Origin of the sequence: Paenibacillus sp. FSL H7-0942 (assembly GCF_045040715.1) — a bacterium.
GTDB lineage: Bacteria > Bacillota > Bacilli > Paenibacillales > Paenibacillaceae > Paenibacillus > Paenibacillus amylolyticus.
In genome coordinates this window covers 3,160,512-3,185,355 of sequence record NZ_CP150279.1, presented here as the reverse complement: position 1 = coordinate 3,185,355, position 24,844 = coordinate 3,160,512, and the positions used below count along the sequence as shown (strand labels likewise).

The following is a 24,844-nucleotide window of genomic DNA, read 5'->3' as shown; positions in this document are numbered from 1 at the left end:
TAAGCTTTATAATGTAAGTAGGTTAAATCCGTGAGGAGGATACATATGACCGAAGAAATATTTCAACCAAAACAGGAATTGAGTGAGCTGATCAAACGCCATTCCAATCATAACGGTGCAATGGAAACGGCGATTCCTTCCCTGTTTGTCTATCACCATTCCAAGATTAGTGAACCCGCGTACAGAGTATATAAACCTTCATTTTGTGTAATTGTTCAAGGGTTGAAAGAAGTATTGCTCGCACAGGAGCGTTATGAATATGGACCTTCCAATTACCTGATTGCTTCCATGAATCTCCCGGTCATCGGGCAGATTATCAAGGCATCCGCTGATGCACCCTACTTAAGTCTCAAGCTCGAATTCACACCGAACCAAATTCTCGAAGTACTTAACGAATGCAATATCAAGGTAACATTCAACGAAAACGCCAGACGAGCCATGTTTGTAGGTCAGATGGAATCTTCCATTCAGGACGCTGTACTCCGACTTGTTCGATTGCTGGATACGCCGGGAGAGATTCCGTTTCTGGCTCCATTGTACGTTAAAGAAATCCTGTTCCGCCTCCTTCAAGGGCCTTACGGAGGAGAACTGGCGCAGATTGCGGTTGAAGGTAGCAGCACTTATCGGATCAGAGAAGTGATTGAGTACATTGTTCATCATTGGGAACAGCCATTTCGCATTGAAGATCTGGCTGAGACCGCCAGCATGAGCGTCTCTTCATTCCATCGTCACTTCAAAGAGATCACAGCTATGAGCCCATTACAATTCCAGAAACAATTAAGATTACAGGAAGCCCGGCGACTTCTGATGGCCGAATCTGCTGACGCGGCAGATGTAGCGTTCCGGGTTGGTTACGAGAGTGCTTCTCAATTTAGCCGCGAATATGCACGCATGTTCGGTGCGCCGCCAAGAGCCGATATCCGACGGCTGAAAGAGAAATATGACATGGCCTTGAGTGAGTAACCTAGTATTCACTCTCTATCTCACAACTATCACACAAAAGGCAAACCAAAAAAGGACAACCACAATGAGTTGTCCTTTTTTCAGTATCAAAATTCTGCGTAATTTCTTTTGGAATTTTTCAAAATACTCGTATTTATGAGAAGGAAATCGGAACTGTTCTCCTTAATTTTTGGACAAGATCAGACCAATACTTCGACCCGTTCAGGAACCTGGATCTCTTCGGGCAATAATTGAGCGATATCACGAGTCAGTGCATCCACATTCTCTTGACGAGTTGCCCAGCTGGTGCAGAACCGCACCGCACTGTGTGTAGCGTCGACCTTTTCCCAGAAAGAGAAGGTATAACCGCTGCGTAATTTCTCAAGCAAACGATCCGGCAGAATCGGAAACTGCTGGTTGGTTGGTGAGTCGTACAGGAAACGTACCCCGTGCTGTTCGAGTGAGTCATGAATTCTCAAGGCCATATCTACGGCATGGCGAGAAATATCGAGGTACAGACCATCTTCGAACAACGTTTCGAATTGGATACCCAGCAATCTGCCTTTGGCAAGCAGGCCACCTTTTTGTTTGATCATATAACGAAAATCTGGTTTCAGTGCATCATTCAGGATAACAACCGCTTCTCCCATCAATGCTCCAATCTTGGTTCCCCCGATGTAAAACACATCACATAAGCGTGCAAGGTCAGCAAGTGTCATATCGCAATCGCGTGAAGCGAGTGCATATCCAAGACGTGCTCCATCCACGAAAAACGGAAGACCACATGCTCTGCTCACTGTATGCAATGCTTGCAATTCTGCCTTGCTGTACATCGTTCCATTCTCCGTTGGCTGAGATATGTAGACCATGCCTGGTTGAACACTGTGTTCCGGCGACGACTCATTCATGTGCGCATCGTAGACGGCTCTAACCTGCTCAGGCGTGATCTTTCCGTCCTCGCTTGGAACTGTGAGTACCTTATGTCCCGTAGCTTCAATAGCTCCGGTTTCATGAACCGCAATGTGTCCCGAGGTCGCAGCAATCACACCTTGATATGGACGCAAAATAGATGCAATCACCGTTGTATTGGTCTGTGTGCCGCCAACTAGGAAATGAACATCAGCTTGCTCATTGTCACATGCCTGACGAATAAGCATTCTCGCCCGTTCGCAATGCTCATCCGTGCCATACCCGCTCGTCTGTTCCATATTGGTTTCCATCAGTCTTTGTAAAATTCGTTCATGCGCACCTTCGTTATAATCACATTCAAATCGTATCATCGTGTTGTCTCTCCTGCCTTCTTGTTCAACTTCTCTTGTATGTTCATCATGGAGGTGTATACCTCTTGAATCTCTTCTTCATTGAGGTCTTGCATTAATTTCAGGATCTGTTGATCGGATCGATCATTCAATTGGGCATACAGTTCCTCACCCTTGGCTGTCAGACGAATCAGACTGACCCGGCTGTCGGCAGCAGAATCCACTTTCACCAACAGTCCTTCCTTGGACAGCTTGTTCACAATTCGGCTCATATAACTGCGATCAATGGTCAGTGTATCTACCAGATTGTTCGCAATGCTCTCTCCCCGAATTCCAATCTCAATAATGACCCGCACTTCTGCAAACGAATACCCTGTTCCGAGAATATGCTTATCGAGTACACCAAGTATGTTGGTATAAAAACGGTTAAAACGTCGCATGTCAGCGAGTATATCTGGATTTATGTACTGAGAGTCGATGTCAAACCCTCCTTTTTAGTGGACATTGTCAACATTATAATAATCACGTTAGTGGACGTTGTCAACATTATCTTTTGCACAGCATTTTATAACTTCATTTTTAATATCCAATCAATAAAAAAAGCCGCGCATATGCGCGGCAAGGTTTACTTGTTTTAGATACTCGATCCAGATACTTAGTCAGCTGCTTAAGTTCCTATATAAATTGAACTAAACATTTACACAAAACGGAGAGGACAGAAATAACCTGAAGAAGCGAAGCATTCGCCTACAAGCTTTCTGCAAGAAAGCTACATCGGAAGCATACACTATCCCCGGATTTCCTCTTTAGATAAGAGGAATCAAAAAATCTGGGGATAACAGCGATCGGAAGGTTGTTCTGTCATCGGAGTATCTAGTGTAAATATTTTTTGTTCAATTTATATGGATTAAGAGTGGCTATATTGCACCTGATGAAGACGACTATATATGCCTCCAGCGGCGACCAATTCCTCGTGGTTGCCCTGCTCAGCGATACCATCTGTGTTTACTACGATGATTCGATCTGCATTCTTGATAGTTGTCAGTCTGTGTGCAATTACAAGTGTTGTTCTGCCCACCGACAATTCAGCAAGTGATTGCTGGATCAGTGCTTCCGTTTCTGTGTCCAGCGCAGAGGTTGCCTCATCCAGAATAAGAATAGGTGGATTTTTCAAGAACATACGAGCAATGGATAACCGCTGCTTCTGTCCTCCGGATAGCTTGACTCCACGTTCGCCAATGACCGTATCCATGCCATCAGGCAACGTGAGAATCAGTTCCTCCAACGAGGCACGACGGGCTGCATCCCAGATTTGTTCATCCGTTGCACTCAAATCACCATAAGCAATATTCTCCTTAATGGTCCCCGAGAACAAAAATACATCTTGTTGAACGATTCCGATATGCTTGCGCAAGGATTGAAGCTTAACGTTACGAATGTCAACGCCATCCACAGTGATACGTCCCTCTTCTACCTCATAAAATCGTGGCAGCAGGCTGCAGATGGTCGTTTTGCCTGCACCCGAAGGACCAACAAAAGCAACAGTTTCCCCTGGTCTAACAGACAGACTGATATCACTCAGAATACGCCGACTGGATTCATATCCAAAAGAGACGTTCTCAAAGCGAATATCCCCCTTCACACTTTCGAATTCAACGGCGTTTTTGCTATCCGCAATTTCAGGTTCCGTGTCAATGATCTCCAGATATCGCTTGAAACCAGCGATACCCTTTGGATAACTTTCTATGACGGCATTGATTTTCTCAATCGGGCGGAAGAAGATATTAGACAGAAGCAGGAAGGCCATAAAGTCACCCATATTGATTCTGCCATCGATATAAAACCAAGCCCCGCTGATCATGACAAACACCGTAACCAGTCGCATCATCATATAACTGACCGAGATACTTTTCGCCATCGTTTTGTAGGCAAGCAGTTTGGTTTTACGGAAATTCTGATTGTCCACCGCAAAAAGTTCTTTCTCATGTTCTTCGTTGGCGAACGATTGCACAACACGCATGCCACCGACGTTATCTTCAATGCGTGCATTGAAATTGCCGACGTCTCCGAAAAGTCGCCGATACGTCTTTGTCATCCGGCCACCAAATACGATAATGACCCAAGCCATAATTGGGATAATGATAAAGGTAAGCAACGCAAGCTCCAGATTAATGTTAGCCATCAGCCAGAACGATCCGATTAATGTCATTACTGCGATGAATACATCTTCAGGTCCATGGTGAGCAACCTCGCCAATGTCATTCAGATCATTCGTAAGATGACCAATTAAGTGGCCTGTTTTACGATTATCGAAGAAACGGAAGGACAGCTTCTGCAAGTGAGCGAACATCTTCTCACGCATGTTGGTCTCGATGTTAATGCCCAGCATATGTCCCCAATATGTAACTACATAGTTCAGTACAGTATTAAGTGCATAGATGGATAACAGCACGACGCAGGCAAGCATAATGAGAGGCCAATCCTGACCTGGCAACAATTCATTAATGAATTTGCTGACGGCAAGGGGGAAAGCCAACTCCAGAAGGCCTGCGAGTACAGCGCATCCAAAATCAATCAAAAACAGTTTTTTATAGGGACGATAATACGAAAAAAAACGACGAATCATACTTATTCACTCTCACTCTCCAGATCCTTATTGGGGTTTACATCTTCATTTTGCAGCTCGAAAAGATGGATATACTCGTCGATGACCTGATCAATAGCTTTTAACTCCCCACTGATCACCGGGCGAATATGTTCATACTCCTCCTGTCCAAGTTGTCGGACAAGCGTTGTTCTCCGATTCTGCATTTGTTCCAGAAATACAAGAATTCGGCCGCGACGGAATGTCTGCGCACCACGGCCCCGTTTTCCCTCATGTTCACCATGACCTCTTCCACGTCTGGAACGTTCACCACGTTGCTCATTGTCACTCATATCGCGTCTCGGACGCTCACCTTGACGTACACTTCCATCCATCTCTTCGATAGGACGATCTCTCATTTGTGCCACCCCCATTACGTGTATACATATGTATACAACATATTCATGTATACGATTGTATACGTGACAAAAAGAAGTGTCAACCTAAATTTTCCAATAGATAACGAAGTATGTATATTCACCATCTCCCTAACAGAAAAAAGCCGCAATTTCGCGACTTCTTTTGTTGGCGACACTATTTTATCTCACTCATAAACTTTCTATATTCTTGAACCATTTCTTTGAATCGGGTGTGATGCAAATAATGTTCTCCCTCAAATGTCATCACTTTTCCATGCACAGAATCTTTGACTTGCTCTTCATGCAAGGGTATCCAGCCTTCTGTTTCCGTATCATTCGCTTGTAAGAAGAAAATCACAGGAAGATCTTTGGGGAAGGACAGGTTCTCAGCTGCTTTGAAATTAGGACCAAAGTTTTCACCTTCATTCAGGTTGTTCGGATTAAACGTATTTTTGAGTGAAAGTATTCTAATTTGTTCTCTGGTTTCTTCATCAACATCGGGTGCAATCAGTTGATCAGGGGCCAGTTTCATTAACAATCGGTAGAATCCTGATTTTTTAAGCAGTTTGTACGTTTCGGTTGGAAATGGATCATCATTACCTCCCTGCGTTGGGACACTGCTCTCAATTCCGACAAATGAACTTACTTCGTTTGGATATTTGTTCACATAATCCAGGCCGTATATCCCTGAAATGGAGTGAGCCATGAGCGTGTAATTATGAATACCAAGTTGCTGTAACGCTTCATGAATTTCACTAACCATATTTTCAGTGGTACGCTCTTTTTCAGTAATGTCACTTAACCCATAACCGAAAGGCTCAATGACAACGACTTTGTAAAATGGAGATAACTCATCGATAAGCGGTTTGAAATCAAGGGCTGGGGCAGGTGTTCCGTATCCAGGAAGCAATACCACCGTTTCTTTGCCTGTTCCTTGAATCAACACATTCATGTTTTTCCCGTCAACTGCTACAAACTGACCATAGGGATTTATTTTCCCTTCTTCCGATTTGTTGCTAAATACATTAACAATAAAAACAGTGGCAATAAATAATGCAAAAGCGATAACGATGGCTCCGAATATTTTGAGCAAAATGATTAATATTTTTTTCATCATGATGGTTCTCTCCTGTTGAGTTCATTTACTTTTTTAATGAAATTTCGAATTTGGAACCAACCTCACCTGCAAATACAATACGGCCGTTTTCTGGTAAAACAACATTATTCTTACGGCTGACCACGCTGTGATTAATACAAATTCCGGTCTGGTCATAGACAGCAAAGGCTCCATTTTCAGGCAACTTCACTGTCATGACTTTTCCTTTCGCAGTAGCTGGTACCGAAAACCATTTGGCATATCCATCTGCTTGAATGGTTGTTGCGGATCGTTTACCCGAATAGATTGGTTTCACCATTTCCTCACTAGCGTATACATAACCTGAAAATGTAAGATACTCTCCTCCGTTCTTTTTGGAGAAATGAATGTCCATCGTATCACGTCCGGCAGTACCCGGAATCTGCAATTGATTGGCTGCTTCGTTGGCTCCAATAATCTTATGATTGGACATATATCCTGGATTCTCTTTATTCAACTGAATAGGCAGGATCGATGTAGCATTAAGATAGAGCATTGATGTGTATTTCTCATTCACCAGATAATATTTTTTACCATCGCGCTTTGCCCATGCAGCGTTAATCTCCTTGGATAATTTATTGGCTTCAAGCTTCTCCCCATTATATTCTGAGAAAGCCAGCTGTCCGAGTCCTGGAACGGATATATAAGATCGTGACCACAAGTAGGTTTTCCCATTTTTCTCCACAACGAATTTCAACTTGTCTGTACCTTCGTTATTAACAAAAGTACCATCTGCTGTATAGGTGTATTCTTGAGACGGATTACTCGGAGCTGTAAGTGAAGATACAGTCATTTTTCCAGCCGTATTTATTTTGATCTTCATAACCGAATTATTGCCGCCATATATACCTGCATACTTGGATATTCCTTTAGGCATATTTGCCTTCACAGGTACGCCAAATGATTTTTCTGGCTTCCGCTCTGTAATGATGTCCTTTTCCTCAAGTGCGCTGAGTAATAATTCATTCGCAATGAAATTATTGGTTAAGCTTGACCCGCCTGAAGAGATAACGGCTGCAGCCATATTGTATTCCGGAAGTACCACTAATGAGGACTGATAAGATAAAGTATCTCCACCTTTCATAACGGCCTTAATGCCGTATTCGTTGAATGGGAACAAGTTCACACTATCCCACCCCAACCCGTAAGACATCAGCGTATCGCTATCCTCTGGCCACATGCCTCTTTTATACTCTTCTTGCGCCATAGCTTCTACAGACTTACTGGAAAGAATACCATCAACTTCTCCCGTGAAGATTCTTGAAAATTTGACCAGATCTTCAGCGGTGGAATACAGACCTCCAGTACCGATGATATTATAATTCTCTTTTGGAAGTGGTCCCTCATAAAAAGGGGAATAGATTGCCGCCATGTCTGACGGATTAACCACATCCTGTGGTGATTTGGTATGTTTCATATCCAAAGGCTCCGTGAAATACTTGTGTATAAATGCGGTATAACCGATGCCGCTCACTCTTTCGACCAGAATCTCGGCTAACGTAAAGCCATCGTTGCTGTAGACTGAGTATTCGCCGGGATCTGCTTTCAGGTTTTGATTCGCCAATTGCTCCAGAAACGTATCATGTGAATACGTGTCATTATCTCCGTACAATGTGGCATTGCTGGTTGAGGTGCCCAGAAAACCGGAGGAATGATTCAGCAACATACGGGGTGTGATCTGTTTGTATCGGTTATCTTTCATTTTAAAGTCAGGCATATAGTTCACAACAGGCGCATCCAAATCAATCTTGCCTTCGTCAACCAGCTTCATTACAGCGGCTGTAAGCATCATTTTACTGGTTGAACCAATGCCATAGACGGTGTTCGAAGTAAGAGGCACCTTATCGTTTATATCGTTTTTGCCCGTTTGACCGGACACCACAATCTCTCCACCATCGATCAGTGCATATTGCAGACTCGTCGTACCGTACGTCTCGGTCAGTAATTTGGATTTTTCGATCACGGCTTTCTTTGTTGTCTCATACGTAAGGTTACTGTTGTTCATGGGAGCCGGTGCGGCCATTGCAGACATTGGGGCAAGTATCGTCAGCATGAGAGTCACAGCAGCTATAGTATTTCTCTTTCTTGCTGTCCTCACACTCATCTTCAGTTTTGTTACCTCTCTTGGTTTCATTCTTGCATCTACTCCTGTCTTCATCATTGTGTTAAGCCACCTTAAAGTGGGCGCTAAAGACAATATAACAAACCAAGATGTCCCCCTAATGACTGCAGCATGAACGGGGGATGAACAGGCAAAAAAAGTTTGCATCATCATACGCAAGGAGGTTTATACAGGGTGTCATAGCTAAGAGAAGACATGAAATCCAATCACTCTGTGGGTGTTGTGATTGGCAAGATGACTATGAAAGTCGTTCCTCGTCCATATTCGCTCTCCACCCGAATGTCCCCTTGATGAAGCAAGACGATCTGCTTTACAATAGCTAGTCCCATACCGCTTCCTTCATATTTCTGACTGTGGGAACGATCTGCTTTAAAGAAGCGGTCAAATATACGCTTTTGGTCTTCCGGGAGAATACCAATACCCGAATCCGATATGCGGATCGTCACGTTCTTGATATTCTGTTTGATCGTGACGTTAATTCGGGCACCATCTTCGGAAAATTTGATGGCATTGCCGAAGATATTGATCCACACCTGATTTAACTGGTCATGATCGGCCGTGATTTTGGTGGGCTGCAAATCAAGATCGAACTGAATGTTACGGGCCGACCATTGGGGTTGAATAGCGACGATTACTTGTCTGATCTGTTCATCCAGACTGAGCGTGGCGAGCCGCATTTGCAATGATTGAGATTCAAGCAAACTCAGCTTTAGCAGACTATCACTTATTTTGGAAATTCGTGCAGTTTCAGTGATGATAATATCGAGATAATCGCTTCTTTCGTCATCCGGGAGGTCTACCTGCTTGAGCGCTATAGCAAAACCGGAAATGGAAGTGAGCGGAGACTGAACTTCATGGGACACGTTTGCTACGAATTCCCTGCGCATCTGCTCAAGCTGCTTTAGATCGTGCATCATTTCTTCGAAACTACGAGCCAGAGTACCTATCTCACCCTTTTGTTTAATATTAAGCTTGACATTGAAATCTCCGGCAGCTATTAGCCGGGTCGCTTCTGTCAGCTTTTTGATCGGTCTCACCAGAAACATAGCCGCAATTAGTATCAATAGGCTTCCTGCTATTAACGAACAAATCATAAAAGTTACAACAAACTTGATGAGAAATGAGGTGGAAGAGGAAGTGAGGGGCTCTACAAACATTGCTTTGCTTCCCATTTCAGTTTTTATCGGCAATCCCAAGAAGAACGTATCGATCCCATTGACTTGGACCCTTTCCCCATCCAGCACTTTCTTCACTTGTTCCGTCGTCACCGGGAAAGGATGTTGTTCTTTAAGTTCTCCATAGGATTGAAACTGACCCGTTGCTTTATAGATTCGAATGTGATAGGAATTGAGTTGTTTCATTTCACTTATAAACATTTCTGCTTCATGTAACGGCAATGTCTCGTAGATGCGGACGATATCCTGGCCAAAGTCAAGCAAGGAGCCTTGTAAGTTATCGTTTAATTTATCTTGAAATATCCAGGTTGTAACAAGAAAAGAAAGGATTGTGCCCCCGATCACGGAGACCAGAAAGGTCAGGACTACGCGTGTATATAAAGAACCGATCACTCCTGCACCTCAAGCCGGTAGCCAAGTCCGCGCACCGTTTCAATACGAAAATCGGAGATAGCCGCAAAACGTTCACGTAGACGTTTAATATGCACGTCTATCGTTCGATCATCGCCAGTATAATTAATCCCCCAAACTTGCTGGATTATTTGCTCCCGCGTATAGACTTGTCCCGGTAATCCAGCAAGTTTATACAATAATTCGAACTCCTTAAGCGGCAAGGTGAACGACTCTGTACCCCTCATGACCTTATAAGTCTGCCGGTTCAGGATGACGTTGCCTAACTGGATGGTCTGTGTTAAACCTATACGGTATCGTTTCAACAGTGCCTTTACGCGAGCCATCAACTCAAGCGGATCGAATGGCTTCGTCATATAGTCATCTGTACCAAGCTGAAATGCTTGTACTTTCTCCCAGGTCTCGTTTCTTGCCGTCAACATTAGTAACGGAAGATCCGGATTGGCTCTTCGAAGTTCCTCACATAATGCCCAACCGTCCATGACCGGCATCATAATATCAAGAATAACCAAATCGACTGGCGTGGAGGTATAGATAGCCAGGGCTTCCTTTCCGTCTACGGCGTTGATGGTTGTAAATCCGTCGTTGCGCAAAAATAAACAGACGAGTTTGCGAATGTTCGCATCGTCATCAGCAACCAATATCGTAGGCAACGTTTCCACTCTCCTAAAAAAGAATAATTCTTCAGTTGAGCAATAGCGAAGAATTCTAACTGAAGTGACAAACTAATTATAGTTAAATTGAACAAAAGCAGCCGATTACTTTGATCGGCTGCTTTCTTAGTTTCTTTCATAAAACTAACTACGGCACAACATCTATTTTAATGAAATTTCAAATGTGGAATCCACGTCACCTGCAAATACAATGCGGCCGTTTTCTGGTAATACAACCTCATTCTGACCGCTGACTACGGTGTGATTAATACAAATACCCTTCTGATCATATACGGCAAAGGCGCCAGTTGCAGGCATTTTAACCGTCATGAATTTTCCTTTCACCGTTGCTGGTATCGAAAACCATCTGGCATATCCATCTGCTTGAATCGTTGCTAGAGATTGTTTACCCGAATAGAGCGGTTGTACCATTTCCTCACTGGCGTATATGCTACCAACGGCTGTAATGTACTCTACTCCGTTCTTTTTAGCAAAATAAATCTCCTTTGTATCACGTCCAGCCAGGCCAGGGATTTGCAGCTCCGTGACTGCTTCGTTTGCTCCAATAATCTTAGTATTGGATACATACCCAGGCGTCTCTTTGTCCAAATGAATAGGGAGAATTGGTGCCGAATTGAGATAAACCGTTGATGTATATTTCTCATTCAGAAGGTAATATTTTTTACCTTCACGTTGCTCCCATGAGGCCGTAATATCCTGGGATAATTCATTGACTTCCAGCTTTTCCATTTTATATTCGGAGAAAGCCAATTGTCCAAGTCCTGGTAAGGATATATAAGATCGATACCACAGATAAGTCCTTCCATTCTTCTCCTTAACAAATTTCAACTTTTCCGTGCCTTCATCGTTAACAAAAGTACCATCTGCTGTATAGGTGTATTTTTGAACCGGATCACTTGGAGCTGAAGGTGTGGATACAGTCATTTGTCCAGCAGTATTCATTTCGATCTTCTTAACCGAATTATTGCCGCCATATATACCTGCATTCGTGGCTATTTCTTTAGGTATATCTGCCTTCACTGGAACACCAAACGATTTTTCCGGCTTCCGTTCTGTAATGATGCCCTTTTCCTCAAGTGCGCTGAGTAATAATTCACTCGCAATGAACTGATCTTTGGCACTTGTCCCACCTGATGAGGTAACGGCTGCAGCCAGATTATATTCCGGCAGTACGACTAATGATGAGTGATACGATATGGTATCTCCACCTTTTGTTACTGCCTTGATACCGTATTCACTGAATGGGTACAGATTTACACTATCCCACCCTAATCCGTAAGATATAGACGTATCGCCATCCTCTGGCCACATGCCTTTTTTGTACTCTTCTTGCGCCATGGCTTCTACAGACTTATTGGTAAGAATGCCTTGGACCTCTCCCGTGAAGATTTGTGAAAACTTCGCAAGATCTTCAGCGGTGGAATAAATGCCTCCAGTAGCGATAACATTATAATTCTCTTGTGGAAGCTGACCCTCATACATAGGAGAATAGATTCCCGCCATTGCTGCCGTGTCAACCACATCCTGTGGTGTTTTGGTATGTTTCATGTCCAAAGGTTCCGTAAAATATTGGTGTATAAAAGCTGTAAAACTCATGCCGCTAACACGTTCAACCATAATCTCGGATAACGTAAACCCATCGTTACTATACACCGAGAACTCGCCGGGATCTGCCTTCAGGTTTTGACTTGCCAATTGGTCCAGAAACGTATCATGTGAGTACGTATCATTATCCCCATACAATGTGGCATTACTGCCCGTGCCTCCCAGCAGACCGGAAGAATGATTCAACAGCATGCGTGGTGTGATTTGTTTGTAGCGATGATCTTTCATCTGAAAATCAGGTATATAGTTCACAACAGGCAGATCCAAATCCACCTTGCCTTCGTCAACTAACTTCATAACAGAAGCTGTGAGGAACATTTTACTCGTTGATCCTATGCCATAGATCGTATCCGGCGTAAGAGGCACCTTGTTGTTTTTATCGTTTTTACCCGTCTGACCGGACACCACAATCTCGCCACCATCGATAAGGGCATATTGCAGACTTGTGATTCCATGCTTCTCAGTGAGTAACTTGGCTTTCTCCATCACCGTTTTCTTGGTTGGTTCATACGTATGATCACTGCTACTTGTAGTAGGCGCAGCCATTGCAGACATTGGAGCTAACATGGTTAATGCCAGCGTTAACACGGCGATTGAAGTGCGTTTTCCCTTTTGTCGTCCCATTCACATCATCTCCTGAATTTTAAGTGTTTTGGTTATTTGATTTCTTCTGGGTCTACAAATTTCACCTCCGGATACAAGTCGTTTGGTCCCTGAATGAGATCTCCACCCGTTCCTTTCAGTTGCTTGTTAAAGAAATCGAGTACATATTGATTTACGATGTTTGATCCTCTTTTACCATTGATATCTCCTGTGATACCGGACAGTTTAACCAGCTCTGAATAGAACTGAAGGTCCGTGAAATTGAAGTGCTGGGTTCCTTCTACATAGATCACTTTTCCCCCATGATTCATAACATTTTTCATAATGTGCAGCTCATCTGAAAGAGATTTAGTTACTTCATCATCCGAATTTCTATCTATTTCAAAGTTGGCGAACCAGTCTTCAAAACTTCCCGATCGGATGAACATAAACGGCTTGTTTATATCATCTCTATTTTCCACTTCATATAGTGACCCATCCATATTAACCCCGGCCTTGATTCTCTGATCTAAATACGTTGCATTAAACGCGGTTGCACCCCCAAAAGAATGCCCCATCGCGCCGATGTGATCTAGATCGATTTTCCCTTTAAACTGACTTTCGATTGCACCTGAATTCAGCTTTTCGATTTGATCGATTACAAACTCCACATCTTTCGTCCATATACTCCCTGTTTTTGTACGTTCATCTAGTGTAGTCGTGCTTTTTTTATAATCCGTTACACGGCCATCTGGAAAAAGAGTAGCAAAGGTGCTATACGTATGATCGATGGTGACCACGATATACCCATGACTGGCCAGATTCTCGGCCTGTGATACATGTAGAACTCTACTGGTTCCCATACCATGAGATAGTAGTACCACGGGATAAGGACTTGTAGAAGGTAATATTTCAACATTTTCATAAGAGTTGGTTTGACTATACTTCAAGTAGTCGAGCAAAAATTCGGGCAGTTTTAAAGAATTAGAGAAGCTCTGAATATACTTTTTGAACATTTCTTTATCTTTTGGAAACAGCGTGTCACGCTTGTTATTATTGCTGTTTTCAGTTGGGTACCAAACTTGAACCATTAGTTCTCTCTTATCGCTTTGATCTTCAGTGAAGATTTCGTCTCTGTTCTGGTCTGTTAAATGAAATGTTTGAGTACCCACCTTCTCTGGACCATCAAGCTTCGGCAGATTAAAAACAGGTAAGTATACAGACAAGACGGTAGAACCAACAAGCAGAATGACGATTAAGGAAGATAAACTATATTTCAAGAACTTCCCTATTTTAAGATTCGCCATCTTATCGGAATGTCTGAATAAAACGATGATTATGAATAGAGCCGTCATGATATATACCAAAAGCAACTGCCATCTGTATCCCTCAACAAACAATTGAACTAATAATATAACGCTACTTCCTATACCCAAACCCAAGCCTATTCTCTTTGCACTTCTTTTAATAAATAGTAGGTCTATGAGTAACGCGAAACAGGATAGAACTAACAGTATCTCAAATAATCTCAATTGAATTCCTCTCTCTCATCACGGACTTTTACAGAATTTTTACTTCGCTTCGTTCATGAATGCTCTAACATCTTTTGCTATTTCTTTGAATAACGTATGGTGCAAGTAATGCTCGCCATCCATGGTGATTACTTTCCCATATACTGAATTTTTGATCTGCCCTTCATGCAGCGGTATCCATCCTTCTACACCTTCATTATTAGCTTGTACAAAGAGTAGAAGTGGAAGGTCTTTAGGGAAGGTTAATCCTTGGGCTCCTTTAAAATTGGAAGCAATATGGTCCATTTCATTCAAAGTCGTGGAACTGTTCGAGTTTTTATTCGACAGCATGTTCATCTGCTCTACGGTATGTTCATCAAATGCGAGTCCAGCATAGGGGTCACTACTAAATTTGACCACCAATCTTTGGAGACCTGATTTTTTAAGAAATGCGAACGTTTTAGTAGGTAATTTGGCATCCATACCCGGTTGGGTTGAAACACTACTATCAATTCCGACAAATGCCGTGACCTCATCCGGATATTTGTTCACATAATCAATGCCATAAATGCCTGCAATGGAGTGACCCATGAGCATGTACTGATGAATATCGAGTTGCTGCAGAGCTTCATGAACTTCACTTACGATATTCTCTGTGGTTCGTTCTTTTTCAGTAGCATCACTTAATCCATAACCGAATGGCTCAACCGCCACAACTTTGTAATATGGTGATAGTTCGTCAATGAGCAACTTAAAATCAAGCGCTGGTGCCGCTGTTCCAAAACCAGGCAGAAGTACAATCGTTTCCTTGCCTTCGCCTTGAATGAGCACATTCATATTTTTCCCGTCTACAGATACATGCTGACCATAGGAATCGATTTTCTTGGCCTCTGAATTACTACTGATCACATTGGTGATATAAACAATACCTAGAAATAGAATAATGGCGATTACGATTGCTCCTACTATTTTCAGTATCATGTTTCTCACTTTTTTGGCCTTTGATCTATTCTTTGTTTTCTTTTCCGCAGGCTGCGTCGTCAGTGTTATCTTCTCCTGTCTTGAACTGATAGTTCGATTGTCTTTTTTGCTGCTAATGAAATCTTATCCAATGAAAATGTACTCCCCGTGACGTCAATATGAACTGAATATGAACAAGCCAATTCATTTATATTTACTGCTGCGTCATAAATCCCCTGAATTTTTCAGCAATTTCTTTGGCATGGGAACGATACAAATAATGATTTGCTTCCAGCAACACCACTTCACCACGCACAGAGTTCTCTATTAACTTCTCGTGTTCCGGAACCCAATTGTCTGCTGCCGGATGATTCTTTTGAACAAAGAAAAGAACCGGAAGATTAACAGGGAAAGTTAGTTGTTCAGATGCTTTAAAGTTGGAATACATACTTTCTGCCTCATTTAATTGCGTGGTATTATACATATTTTTGCGTATCAGAATGTTCAATTGTTCTTTCGTTTGCTCATCATAAGGCAGTCCATCATAAGGGTCAGCACTCAGTTTCAGTTGCACTCGGGCGAAACCCAAGTTGCGGAACCATTTAATCGGTTGTGTATCTGATGAATCAATCTTCTGTTCACTTATCGCTGGAACACTGCTATCCAGCCCAACATATGCACTTATTTCATCTGCATACTTGTTCACGTAATCCAGGCTATAGATCCCCGAAATGGAATGACCCATGAGGATATAACGATCAATATGTAGACGCTGTAACGCTTCATGAATTTCACTGACGATATTTGCTGTGCTGCGTTCCTTTTTGGTCTGATCACTCAATCCGTAACCAAAGGGCTCAACAACGACAACTTTATAATATGGTGATAACTCGGAGATAAGAGGTTTAAAATCAAGCGCTGGTGCAGCTGTTCCAAAACCAGGCAGAAGCACAATCGTTTCCTCGCCTTCGCCTTGTATGAACACATTCATATTTTTTCCGTCTACGGATACATGTTGACCATACGGCTCCATTCTTTTTTGCTCCGAATAACTGCTGATTTTATTGACGGTATATACGATAGCTACAAAAAGTAAGATTGCTATAATGATTGCGCAAAGTACTTTAAACAAAATGCCTAACACTTTCTTGGTTTTGCTCTTACTCTGGACTTCTCTGTCTGCTTGTTGATTCACATTCATCTGCTCCTATCCTCATCTGTATATTGGCCTCGCAGGCTGCTTAAGAAATCCTAATCAAGAAAGATGTACTCCCCATGACCGGAATATGAACAGAGTATGAACAAGCAAAAAAAATGTCCTATGTAACATACAAGGAAGCTTGCATGTTACATAGGACATGAACATTCGGGTTAGATAATCCGATGGATATTCTATTCATTGACCCTATCCTGTGAGCCTAACTATCCGTTGGTGGATGGGTGGGCAACGTGATCATAAAGGTCGTGCCTTGACCAGGTTCGCTTTCCACTCGGATGTCACCCTGATGAAGGGACACGATCTGTTTAACGATAGCAAGTCCCATACCACTCCCGTCATATTTGCGACTGTGGGAACGATCTGCCTTGAAAAAGCGGTCGAATATACGCTTCTGATCTTCCAGGGGAATTCCAATGCCCGTGTCGGATATTCGAACAGTCACATTTTTGAAGTCCTCTTCGATACTGACTTTAATCATACCGCCATCCTCGGAAAACTTGATGCTATTTCCGATGATGTTTGTCCATACCTGATTTAACTGATCGTGATCAGCCGTTACCTTCACGTTCTCCAAATCAAGCTCGAAATGAATGTTGCGCCCAGACCATTGCGGCTGAAGCGCCACGATGACCCGCCTGATCTGTTCATCAAGGCTTAAGGTGGTGAGCCGTAGTTGCTGTGACTGCGATTCAAGCAGACTCAGCTTCAGCAGGCTATCGCTCATTTTGGACATTCTTTTTGCTTCTGAGATGATAATATCCAGGTAACGGTTTCGTTCTTGTTCTGAGAGATTTACTTGCTTCAGTGCCGAAGCGTAACCGGATATCGAGGTGAGCGGAGACTGAACCTCATGCGAAACATTGGTAACGAACTCCCTGCGCATCTGCTCCAACTGCTGAAGATCATGCATCATTTCTTCAAAGCTACGGGCCAAAGTACCAATCTCCGTCGTTTGTTTAATGTTCAGCTTGACATTGAAGTCTCCAGCTGCAATCCGTTTGGTCGCTTTGGTCAATTTTTTGATCGGTCTAACCAGATATACAGAAGCAACCACAATCAACAAACTTCCTACAATCAAGGAACAGCTTGCAAAAATCAAGCCAAACTGGACCACAAAAGAGGCTGAGGGCGGTGAGAGTGTTTCTAGAAACATCGCTCTTATACCCGTTTCCGTCTTGATCGGTAGCCCCAAAAGAACGGTAGCGATACCTTTAGGTGTGTCCTGCACAACCCCTCCGTTTAAAACCTTCTTGAGTTGATCCGTCGATACGGGGGATGATTTATGTTCGTTAAGCTTCCCATAAGACTTGAAATTGCCCGTTGCATCATAAATTCGAATATGATACGAATCAAGTTGTTTCATTCTACTAACGAATGATTCTGCTTCATCAGCAGGCAGCGTCTTATAAATCTGCACAACGTCCTGGCCAAAATTGCGTATGTTAATTTGAGCATTTTCATTCAATTGATCTTCGAACATCCAGGTTGACATAAAAAATGAAATAATCGTGCCTGTGATGACTGACACCAGAAAGGTCAGAACAACACGAATATATAAGGATCTGATCATTCATAGACCTCAAGTCTGTACCCTAGCCCACGCACCGTTTCAATCCGAAAATCAGGTGTTGTCGCGAATCGTTCGCGCAGGCGTTTAATATGTACGTCTATTGTTCGATCATCTCCCGCGTAATCAATACCCCATATCTGATCGATTAATTGCTCACGTGTATAGACTTGTCCTGGTGTTCCAGCAAGCTTATACAGCAATTCGAACTCCTTAAGTGGTAACGTAAGCGACTCTGTACCTCTCATCACCTTATACGTCTGACGGTCCAGAATGACGTTGCCAAACTGGATTGTGTGTGTGGAGCCGATTTTGTATCGTTTCAGTAATGCTCGGACACGAGCGGTCAGCTCTAACGGATCAAACGGTTTGGTCAAATAATCATCCGTACCCAGTTCGAATCCTTTCACCTTCTCCCAAGTCTCTCCTCTCGCCGTCAGCATGAGTAACGGGAGGTCGGGATTGGCTCTTCGGAGTTCTTTACACAGTGCCCAACCATCCATGACAGGCATCATAATATCAAGGACGACCAGATCTACTGGAGTTTCGCCATATATAGTGAGAGCTTCCTTACCGTCCGCAGCTTCCACTGTTGTGAATCCATCGTTTTTGAGAAATAGACAGACGAGTTCACGAATGTTCGCATCGTCGTCTGCAACGAGTATAGTAGCCATATGTTTTTTCTGTCCTCTCCGTTACGTTTAAATATATAGTCCAACTTGTATAGTAAATATTAAAACATCTTGCTTATAGTATATCCACAGCAAACATCGTATGTTCTTTCAACGTTCCCTGGATTGGCACAGGCTGTGACCCATTCTCCTTGAATCCTGCTTTTTGAAGGACACGGATGGAACCTGTATTATCGGGCACAGCGCCAGCTTCGATTCGAGTAATTTCAGTTTCGTGTTTGGCAAATTCCATTACACATTGCAGGGCTTCGCTCATATATCCTTTTCCTTGATGCAGAGTATCCGTCACATAACCAAGGATCCATTTTGGGGTAGAATCCAGTATGATCTCGAACAAAGAAATTTCACCGACGAGTTCATCCGTTGTATGTAGAAAAATACCAAAAGAATAGCGATTTCCTTCTTCTCTCTTCTTGTTCCAGCTCTCAATGAGTGACCTTTGCCCTTCCAAGCTGTAGAAAGACTCGTCCCGATCACTTGCTGATATGTTCTCGATTTCCGCACGATTGCGAACCTGTAGATCCAGAAGCAATGAGGCATCATCCACATTCCAAAATCTCACATAGATACGTTCTGCACTATATTTCATCACATTATTCCTCCTCTATTAACGTTAGATGCAATTGTAGCATGATTATATCAGGTCATTATAAGAGTACGAGCGAATCAACGAGAATTGTTTCGCCAGGAAATGAGGTGAATATGGCATATCATTACGCAACCAGGCAACGATGGTTCCAATCAGAGCCGAAGAACCGTACCATATTGCGATTTCTTTGTGAATGCCGGATTCTTCGAGTTCATCTTCCATCTCTACCCGATCAATTTTGGCTTTGACCAGCGTACTTAACAATTTGAGCAGTCGTTCGGTAAAAATCGGTGTGCGCTTTGTAGCAAGAACCACCTGATAGAACGAGGCGTTCTCTGCAAAATGCTCTAGTAACTTGACTAGAACAGGCCAAGCCTCTTCCATTCTTTGCTTCTCAAAATGAGGGGCATATTCATCCACGATCCGTTCAATATTCTCAATCATCTCATCCGCCATCTTCTCCATCATATCCGTAATATCACGATAGTGCAGGTAGAAGGTTACCCGATTGATCGTCGCTCGTTCGGCAATTTTGTTGACTGACAACTTCTCAATATCCATTTCCTGCAGCAATTCAACAAATGCACCTCGAATTAACTGACGTGTTCGCAATATTCTTGGGTCCACGGCTGATTTCTTCTCGTCTTTCACGTGTATCCCTCCCATCAAATTTTAAACATTACAATTTTAAACAAACAGTCGTTTATTTTTGATTTACACAACAAATTCATTTTATTTGTAAAATAAACGACGAAAACACGTCATAACGTAAATTGTAATCTGTCCGAATATGTATATAATTCAATAAATACAATGTAAACTATACAACACGTTGTAAATTTAGTCACGTGTGGATTGAAAGGATGAAAAGGATTGAGTCAGGCTAGAGTACAAGAAGAATTATCCGTAAAGAAAGGCCCCATCCTGTTTATCATGATTTTGGGAGCCTTCCTTGCAACGTTGAATCAAACGATCATGAGTGTCGCTACACCGGAACTGATGGGTGATTTTAATATCTCCGCCGCAACAGCACAATGGTTAACGACAGGTTACATGCTGGTGAACGGGGTGCTTATCCCGATCACGGCCTACTTCATGCAACGCTTTTCAACCAAGCAATTATTCCAAGCTTCCATGTTTATTTTCCTGATTGGTACCATCGTATCTGCTCTTGCAGATAACTTTGGCACATTGCTGACAGGACGTATGATTCAAGCAGCGGGTGCCGGCATTATCATGCCGCTCTTGATGCACGTTATTTTGACCTTGTTTGCTCCTGAAAAACGAGGATCTGCAATGGGTATGGTTGGTTTTGCCATCATTTTTGCCCCTGCAATCGGGCCTACCCTTGCCGGTTATATCCTCGAGAACTACTCTTGGCAAACGATGTTCTATGGCATGATTCCATTAACTCTTATTGTCATTGCTTTTGCGTTTGTATACCTGAAGAATGTATCCGAACGGGTCAACACAAAGTTCGACACAATCAGTGTGGTGCTGTCCACGATCGGATTTGGCGCATTGCTCTATGGTTTCAGCAGAGCAGGAAGTCTGGGATGGTCAAGTGCAGAAGTTCTTATCTGCATTGCGGCTGGAATTGTTTCTCTTGCCCTGTTTACATGGCGTCAGCTCGTTTCCGAAACTCCGCTGCTTGATCTGCGGGCATTCAAATACAACATGTTCTCCTTGACCACGGTCATTAGTATCGCGATTACAATGATCATGTATGCTGACATGATGTTGCTTCCCTTGTATCTCCAGAACGCACGTGGTTACACTGCACTGGAGTCCGGATTATTGCTTCTGCCGGGTGCGCTTGTCATGGGCTTTCTGATGCCGGTAGCCGGAAAATTGTTTGACCGATTTGGAGCGAAATGGCTCGCTGTTATCGGGATGGTGATCACCATCGTGACAACAATTGGTTTCATCGACTTAACGGATTCAACCAGTTATGGATACCTGGTATTGATGTCTACCGGCCGCCGAATTGGTATGGCTCTGCTCATGATGCCGATTCAGACTGCGGGACTTAACCAACTGCCACCAAGACTTGGTGCACACGGTACAGCTATCTCCAACACCGTCAGACAAGTGGCTGGTGCTGTAGGTACTTCATTGCTCGTAAGTGTCATGACCTCCCGTACAACGGCACACGTACAGGATATGATGGCGACTGGTGCAGCCAATGGTCTCAGTCAACAACAGCTTGCTACAGAATCCATGATCCAGGGTATCAATGATGCTTATGTTGTTATCATCGGTATCGCTGTTGTGGGATTGGTCCTTTCCTTCTTTATCAAACGCACCAAACAGGCCAAAGAGGAAGAAATCAAACAGGTGGTAAGACAAAAAGTTTCCATGAATTCAAATTAAGGTGTCCAGCCTCATACTTGCTTGCATAACAAAGCGGCAGATCAAGACGTTTACGTCTGATCTGCCGCTTTTTAGGTTGTGTCCCGTATGATTCCTTCTCACTCCGCAACGATCTTCACTGGCAGATGGGTCAATGACTGTCCCGGCGCTGAAGTGGCCAGATTATTCTCCAGATCAAAGGACTCCACCGGTTCAATCCGAGCAATCTTCTCCACAAATGCTGTCAAGGCAATGCTGAGTTCCATTCTTGCCAGCGGGGCCCCTAGACAAAAGTGTGGGCCATTACCAAAGGTAAGATGTCTTTTGTTATTACGACGATGAATATTCAGCTCAAAGGGGTCTTCAAACATCTGTTCGTCCATATTGGCTGCACTCATCCAGGAGATGACAACATCTCCTTTTTTCAAATCCACTCCGAGCAGTTGATTATCCTGCTTTACTGTCCGATGCCGCTTGGCATTATGGAACCGATAACGAAGCATTTCCTCCACTGCGAGCGGAACCCATTCGGGGTTCTGCCTGAGTTGGCCATACAAGCTCGGGTCATCGTAGAGGAAGGAATAGAACGTATTTGAAACCATATGACTCGTTGTCTCTATGCCGGCTCCGAGCAGAAGCATGGTCGTGCGAACAACCTCATCCTCCGTGAACTTCTCACCTTCAACATCGACATTTAACAGGTCCGTAATGATATCCTCACCAGGATGAGTCCGTTTATGAACCACAATAGGATACAGGAATTGATAGTACTCTTGCGCGGCAGTTTGCTTTTTCAGTTCACTCTCCTCAGCCGTCTTGGGATTGATGGGTTGAAACAGAATATCTACCCAGTTTTTGAAGCGATGGCTGTCTGTAAGAGGGATGCCAAGCAGATCGGCCATAACCATCGAAGGTAGCGGAGCGGCCAACGCTTGAACAATATCAATGGTCGTATTTGGCTCAATATCGGCTACCAGCTGCTCTGCAATGTTGCGAATTCGTGGCTCCCAGTTTTTCAGACTACGCGGTGTAAAAGCAGCCGATAACAACGAACGACTTTTTTGATGACGGGGAGGATCGATACTTGATATGTTTAATTTGTCTGGAGGTGTGCCTTCATTGTTCTTTGCTCCAACGGCAATCGTTGTCCGGGTTCCTTCGGCGGAAAAATACTCATGATTACTGAGAACCTGCTTCACATCATCGTATCTGAACACATTCCAGGTGTCTGTATCTTCGTGATAGTACACTGGATTCTCGGACAGCATTTTTCGAAACCAGTGAAGTGGGAAAAACTCTTCAGATCTAGACTGAAACCCCGTGATGTCCTCAACACGTATCACTTCTTTATACATTTGGAATCCACCTCTCAGCATAGTTTCGTGATTGGTTACATGGGTACCTGAATTGACAGTTCAGCACCTGATTCCATTTTATACCATGCGTTCATTTATTGATATAAACCATTTGAACTAAATCAGAAAAACCCCTTAATATAAGGGGTTTTCGTTTTATACGTATCGTATATTATTTCTGTCGATGTCTCAGAGAGATAAGCCATACGAACCGATCAATCGCCTAGTTTCGCTAATGCTTCCTGTAGTTGTTCCAGTTGTTCAGACAGGGTTTCAATCAAGTTCTTCGTTTGGCTTGCCTTCTCCATTAAGATTTGCCCTTCAGAACTGTCTTCCGATACATTCCTGATTAGTGATGACTTCAATTCCGACAATTCGCGTTTGTACGTTTCTTGTTTCTCCAAAGCTATTCGCAGTTCTTCTTTCGTCGTACCGATCTGATGCTCCAGATATATGATGTCGGACGAGTTCGCTCCATCGGATACACGTTGTGAATATGTCATGACTCACCTCTTTCAATTTCATCCATTGCTTTGCCAACAGTGTAGGGCTCAATATCGATATCCAGCTCCATACCGAGAGCTAGTTTCGCCAGTTGACTCCCGATAAAAGGACCCATAGTCAGTCCAGAGGCTCCAAGTCCATTCGCGGCAATCAGACCTTGCCAGCCTGGAACAGCCCCCATTACTGGCAGAAAGCCCGGTGTGAACGGACGGAACCCCACTCTTACTTCCTGGAATGTGCTATTGGCTAGCCCCGGCGCCAGTTCCAGACCTTTATTCAAAACTTCCTGCATGCCTCCTGCAGTGACTCTTGTATCATAACCCTCCACATCATTTTCATGAGTGGCACCAATCACAATCTTCTGTTGATCAAAGGCCAGCAGATATTGATCAGAAGGTGGCATGATCACAGGCCAGCGGCCTGTATCCTCCCCATCGGTGACATGTAGATGCATAATTTGTGCCTTTTGATAATGCACTTTAAAGTGTATGCCGAGTGGCTTCAGCAGTTCGTTGGCCCATGCACCTGCACAGACAACGACTTCATCTGCCAGGAAACTCTGATCATTAACACTCACACCAATGACCCGATCTGCTTCGAATTGAAGCGTGGCGTCTCCATGGATCACTTCCGCTCCATTACGCTGTGCAGAGCGGATCAATGCATCGCGCAGCGCTCTTCCATCTATACGTGCAGCACCACTGATATGTACCGATTGATAACGTTCATCCAGCAATGGAAAACGTTCACGGGTTTCTTTGTCATCAAGAGGTGTAATGTCGCCAATCTCCGGCGCATCTGCTTTGCGAAGATGGGCCCGCTCTTCCATTTTATTGATTTTGTCCACATCCGTATGAATACTAAGCGCGCCCACTTGAGCATAACCGGTTTCCGTTTCTCCTTCGCCTTCAAGCTCCGCTATGATGCCAGGATAGAACCGCGCACCTGCCTTGGCGAGCTGATACCAGTCCTGATTGCGACGCTGTGACAGCCATGGACAGATGATACCGGCAGCTGCATCCGTTGCCTGTCCTATATCTTTTCGATCTACGATGATTACCTCTGCGCCCCGCTTGGCTAATTGATAGGCTGTTGATGCCCCCAGAATACCCGATCCGACTACGATGACTTTCTTCATGTTTGCATCCCTTTCCTTAATCACTCATTCGTTATAGCGTATACCGTTT

21 protein-coding genes are annotated in these 24,844 nt (G+C 43.5%); 2 read left to right on the top strand and 19 right to left on the bottom strand.

The annotated features are described in order from the left end of the window. The first annotated feature begins 45 nt into the window (after nucleotides 1–45). The gene (locus MHI48_RS14270; protein ID WP_076327681.1) at nucleotides 46–963 is read left to right on the top strand and encodes an AraC family transcriptional regulator; all 918 of its coding nucleotides are present in this window, start codon (nucleotides 46–48) and stop codon (nucleotides 961–963) included. Between the two features lie 179 nt (nucleotides 964–1,142). Here MHI48_RS14270 and MHI48_RS14265 read toward each other — a convergent pair whose 3' ends face one another. From MHI48_RS14265 to MHI48_RS14190, 16 genes are all read right to left on the bottom strand, one after another. Then, on the bottom strand, nucleotides 1,143–2,222 hold the full coding sequence (locus tag MHI48_RS14265; RefSeq protein ID WP_076327682.1) for a low specificity L-threonine aldolase: 1,080 nt from the start codon (nucleotides 2,220–2,222) through the stop codon (nucleotides 1,143–1,145). Then, nucleotides 2,219–2,641, bottom strand: coding sequence for a MarR family winged helix-turn-helix transcriptional regulator (locus MHI48_RS14260; protein ID WP_076327683.1), 423 nt, complete (start codon nucleotides 2,639–2,641; stop codon nucleotides 2,219–2,221). Before MHI48_RS14260 ends, MHI48_RS14265 begins: the two co-directional genes overlap by 4 nt. Nucleotides 2,642–3,108: 467 nt before the next feature. After that, nucleotides 3,109–4,827: an ABC transporter ATP-binding protein gene (locus MHI48_RS14255; RefSeq protein ID WP_036670808.1), complete on the bottom strand. Its 1,719-nt coding sequence runs from the start codon at nucleotides 4,825–4,827 to the stop codon at nucleotides 3,109–3,111. 2 nt (nucleotides 4,828–4,829) lie between these two features. Further along, a complete protein-coding gene (locus MHI48_RS14250) occupies nucleotides 4,830–5,204 on the bottom strand; it encodes a hypothetical protein (RefSeq protein WP_235200730.1) in 375 nt (124 codons plus the stop codon). 175 nt (nucleotides 5,205–5,379) lie between these two features. After that, nucleotides 5,380–6,321, bottom strand: coding sequence for an alpha/beta hydrolase (locus tag MHI48_RS14245; RefSeq protein ID WP_076327684.1), 942 nt, complete (start codon nucleotides 6,319–6,321; stop codon nucleotides 5,380–5,382). A gap of 25 nt (nucleotides 6,322–6,346) precedes the next feature. After that, entirely contained in the window at nucleotides 6,347–8,473 is a 2,127-nt protein-coding gene (locus MHI48_RS14240; RefSeq protein ID WP_076327923.1) for a serine hydrolase, read from the bottom strand. 194 nt (nucleotides 8,474–8,667) lie between these two features. Then, entirely contained in the window at nucleotides 8,668–10,029 is a 1,362-nt protein-coding gene (locus MHI48_RS14235; RefSeq protein WP_076327685.1) for a cell wall metabolism sensor histidine kinase WalK, read from the bottom strand. Beyond that, nucleotides 10,026–10,700, bottom strand: a complete 675-nt coding sequence (locus MHI48_RS14230; RefSeq protein ID WP_076327686.1) for a response regulator transcription factor — start codon at nucleotides 10,698–10,700, stop codon at nucleotides 10,026–10,028. The genes MHI48_RS14235 and MHI48_RS14230 overlap by 4 nt, the downstream gene beginning before the upstream one ends. Before the next feature lie 162 nt (nucleotides 10,701–10,862). Further along, nucleotides 10,863–12,950: a serine hydrolase gene (locus MHI48_RS14225; protein WP_076327687.1), complete on the bottom strand. Its 2,088-nt coding sequence runs from the start codon at nucleotides 12,948–12,950 to the stop codon at nucleotides 10,863–10,865. A 32-nt stretch (nucleotides 12,951–12,982) separates the two neighbouring features. Beyond that, entirely contained in the window at nucleotides 12,983–14,440 is a 1,458-nt protein-coding gene (locus tag MHI48_RS14220; RefSeq protein WP_076327688.1) for an alpha/beta fold hydrolase, read from the bottom strand. 39 nt (nucleotides 14,441–14,479) lie between these two features. Continuing rightward, nucleotides 14,480–15,400 carry an alpha/beta fold hydrolase gene (locus MHI48_RS14215; protein WP_405144391.1) on the bottom strand — a complete coding sequence of 307 codons (921 nt, stop codon included), beginning with the start codon at nucleotides 15,398–15,400 and terminating at the stop codon, nucleotides 14,480–14,482. Nucleotides 15,401–15,593: 193 nt separating this feature from the next. Further along, the gene (locus MHI48_RS14210) at nucleotides 15,594–16,580 is read right to left on the bottom strand and encodes an alpha/beta fold hydrolase (RefSeq protein WP_076327690.1); all 987 of its coding nucleotides are present in this window, start codon (nucleotides 16,578–16,580) and stop codon (nucleotides 15,594–15,596) included. 217 nt (nucleotides 16,581–16,797) lie between these two features. Continuing rightward, nucleotides 16,798–18,168 carry a cell wall metabolism sensor histidine kinase WalK gene (locus MHI48_RS14205; protein WP_076327691.1) on the bottom strand — a complete coding sequence of 457 codons (1,371 nt, stop codon included), beginning with the start codon at nucleotides 18,166–18,168 and terminating at the stop codon, nucleotides 16,798–16,800. Next, nucleotides 18,165–18,839 (bottom strand): response regulator transcription factor, encoded by a 675-nt coding sequence (locus MHI48_RS14200; protein WP_017688634.1) that lies wholly within the window; start codon nucleotides 18,837–18,839, stop codon nucleotides 18,165–18,167. The genes MHI48_RS14205 and MHI48_RS14200 overlap by 4 nt, the downstream gene beginning before the upstream one ends. Nucleotides 18,840–18,912: 73 nt before the next feature. Further along, nucleotides 18,913–19,446: a GNAT family N-acetyltransferase gene (locus tag MHI48_RS14195; protein WP_076249414.1), complete on the bottom strand. Its 534-nt coding sequence runs from the start codon at nucleotides 19,444–19,446 to the stop codon at nucleotides 18,913–18,915. Nucleotides 19,447–19,491: 45 nt separating this feature from the next. Further along, a complete protein-coding gene (locus MHI48_RS14190) occupies nucleotides 19,492–20,097 on the bottom strand; it encodes a TetR/AcrR family transcriptional regulator (protein ID WP_076327692.1) in 606 nt (201 codons plus the stop codon). A gap of 282 nt (nucleotides 20,098–20,379) precedes the next feature. Between MHI48_RS14190 and MHI48_RS14185 the strand changes: the two genes are divergently transcribed. Then, entirely contained in the window at nucleotides 20,380–21,819 is a 1,440-nt protein-coding gene (locus tag MHI48_RS14185) for a DHA2 family efflux MFS transporter permease subunit (RefSeq protein ID WP_076327924.1), read from the top strand. 98 nt (nucleotides 21,820–21,917) lie between these two features. Here the strand turns inward: MHI48_RS14185 and MHI48_RS14180 are convergent, their stop codons facing one another. The 3 genes from MHI48_RS14180 to MHI48_RS14170 all read right to left on the bottom strand — a co-directional run bounded on the left by MHI48_RS14180 (nucleotide 21,918) and on the right by MHI48_RS14170 (nucleotide 24,795). Beyond that, nucleotides 21,918–23,153 (bottom strand): cytochrome P450, encoded by a 1,236-nt coding sequence (locus MHI48_RS14180; protein ID WP_076327693.1) that lies wholly within the window; start codon nucleotides 23,151–23,153, stop codon nucleotides 21,918–21,920. A gap of 215 nt (nucleotides 23,154–23,368) precedes the next feature. Further along, complete coding sequence (locus MHI48_RS14175) at nucleotides 23,369–23,656, bottom strand: hypothetical protein (protein WP_076327694.1); 288 nt, start codon at nucleotides 23,654–23,656, stop codon at nucleotides 23,369–23,371. Further along, a complete protein-coding gene (locus MHI48_RS14170; RefSeq protein ID WP_076327695.1) occupies nucleotides 23,653–24,795 on the bottom strand; it encodes an FAD-binding oxidoreductase in 1,143 nt (380 codons plus the stop codon). The genes MHI48_RS14175 and MHI48_RS14170 overlap by 4 nt, the downstream gene beginning before the upstream one ends. Between the last annotated feature and the right edge of the window lie 49 nt (nucleotides 24,796–24,844).

Excerpts from the sequence above, each read along its gene's own strand:
- MHI48_RS14270 (WP_076327681.1), top strand. The coding sequence starts at position 46 with ATGACCGAAGAAATATTTCAACCAAAACAGGAATTGAGTGAGCTGATC.
- MHI48_RS14265 (WP_076327682.1), bottom strand. The coding sequence starts at position 2,222 with ATGATACGATTTGAATGTGATTATAACGAAGGTGCGCATGAACGAATT.
- MHI48_RS14260 (WP_076327683.1), bottom strand. The coding sequence starts at position 2,641 with ATGCGACGTTTTAACCGTTTTTATACCAACATACTTGGTGTACTCGAT.
- MHI48_RS14255 (WP_036670808.1), bottom strand. The coding sequence starts at position 4,827 with ATGATTCGTCGTTTTTTTTCGTATTATCGTCCCTATAAAAAACTGTTT.
- MHI48_RS14250 (WP_235200730.1), bottom strand. The coding sequence starts at position 5,204 with ATGAGAGATCGTCCTATCGAAGAGATGGATGGAAGTGTACGTCAAGGT.
- MHI48_RS14245 (WP_076327684.1), bottom strand. The coding sequence starts at position 6,321 with ATGATGAAAAAAATATTAATCATTTTGCTCAAAATATTCGGAGCCATC.
- MHI48_RS14240 (WP_076327923.1), bottom strand. The coding sequence starts at position 8,473 with ATGAAACCAAGAGAGGTAACAAAACTGAAGATGAGTGTGAGGACAGCA.
- MHI48_RS14225 (WP_076327687.1), bottom strand. The coding sequence starts at position 12,950 with ATGGGACGACAAAAGGGAAAACGCACTTCAATCGCCGTGTTAACGCTG.
- MHI48_RS14215 (WP_405144391.1), bottom strand. The coding sequence starts at position 15,400 with ATGATACTGAAAATAGTAGGAGCAATCGTAATCGCCATTATTCTATTT.
- MHI48_RS14210 (WP_076327690.1), bottom strand. The coding sequence starts at position 16,580 with ATGAATGTGAATCAACAAGCAGACAGAGAAGTCCAGAGTAAGAGCAAA.
- MHI48_RS14205 (WP_076327691.1), bottom strand. The coding sequence starts at position 18,168 with ATGATCAGATCCTTATATATTCGTGTTGTTCTGACCTTTCTGGTGTCA.
- MHI48_RS14200 (WP_017688634.1), bottom strand. The coding sequence starts at position 18,839 with ATGGCTACTATACTCGTTGCAGACGACGATGCGAACATTCGTGAACTC.
- MHI48_RS14195 (WP_076249414.1), bottom strand. The coding sequence starts at position 19,446 with ATGAAATATAGTGCAGAACGTATCTATGTGAGATTTTGGAATGTGGAT.
- MHI48_RS14185 (WP_076327924.1), top strand. The coding sequence starts at position 20,380 with ATGATTTTGGGAGCCTTCCTTGCAACGTTGAATCAAACGATCATGAGT.
- MHI48_RS14180 (WP_076327693.1), bottom strand. The coding sequence starts at position 23,153 with ATGTATAAAGAAGTGATACGTGTTGAGGACATCACGGGGTTTCAGTCT.
- MHI48_RS14175 (WP_076327694.1), bottom strand. The coding sequence starts at position 23,656 with ATGACATATTCACAACGTGTATCCGATGGAGCGAACTCGTCCGACATC.
- MHI48_RS14170 (WP_076327695.1), bottom strand. The coding sequence starts at position 24,795 with ATGAAGAAAGTCATCGTAGTCGGATCGGGTATTCTGGGGGCATCAACA.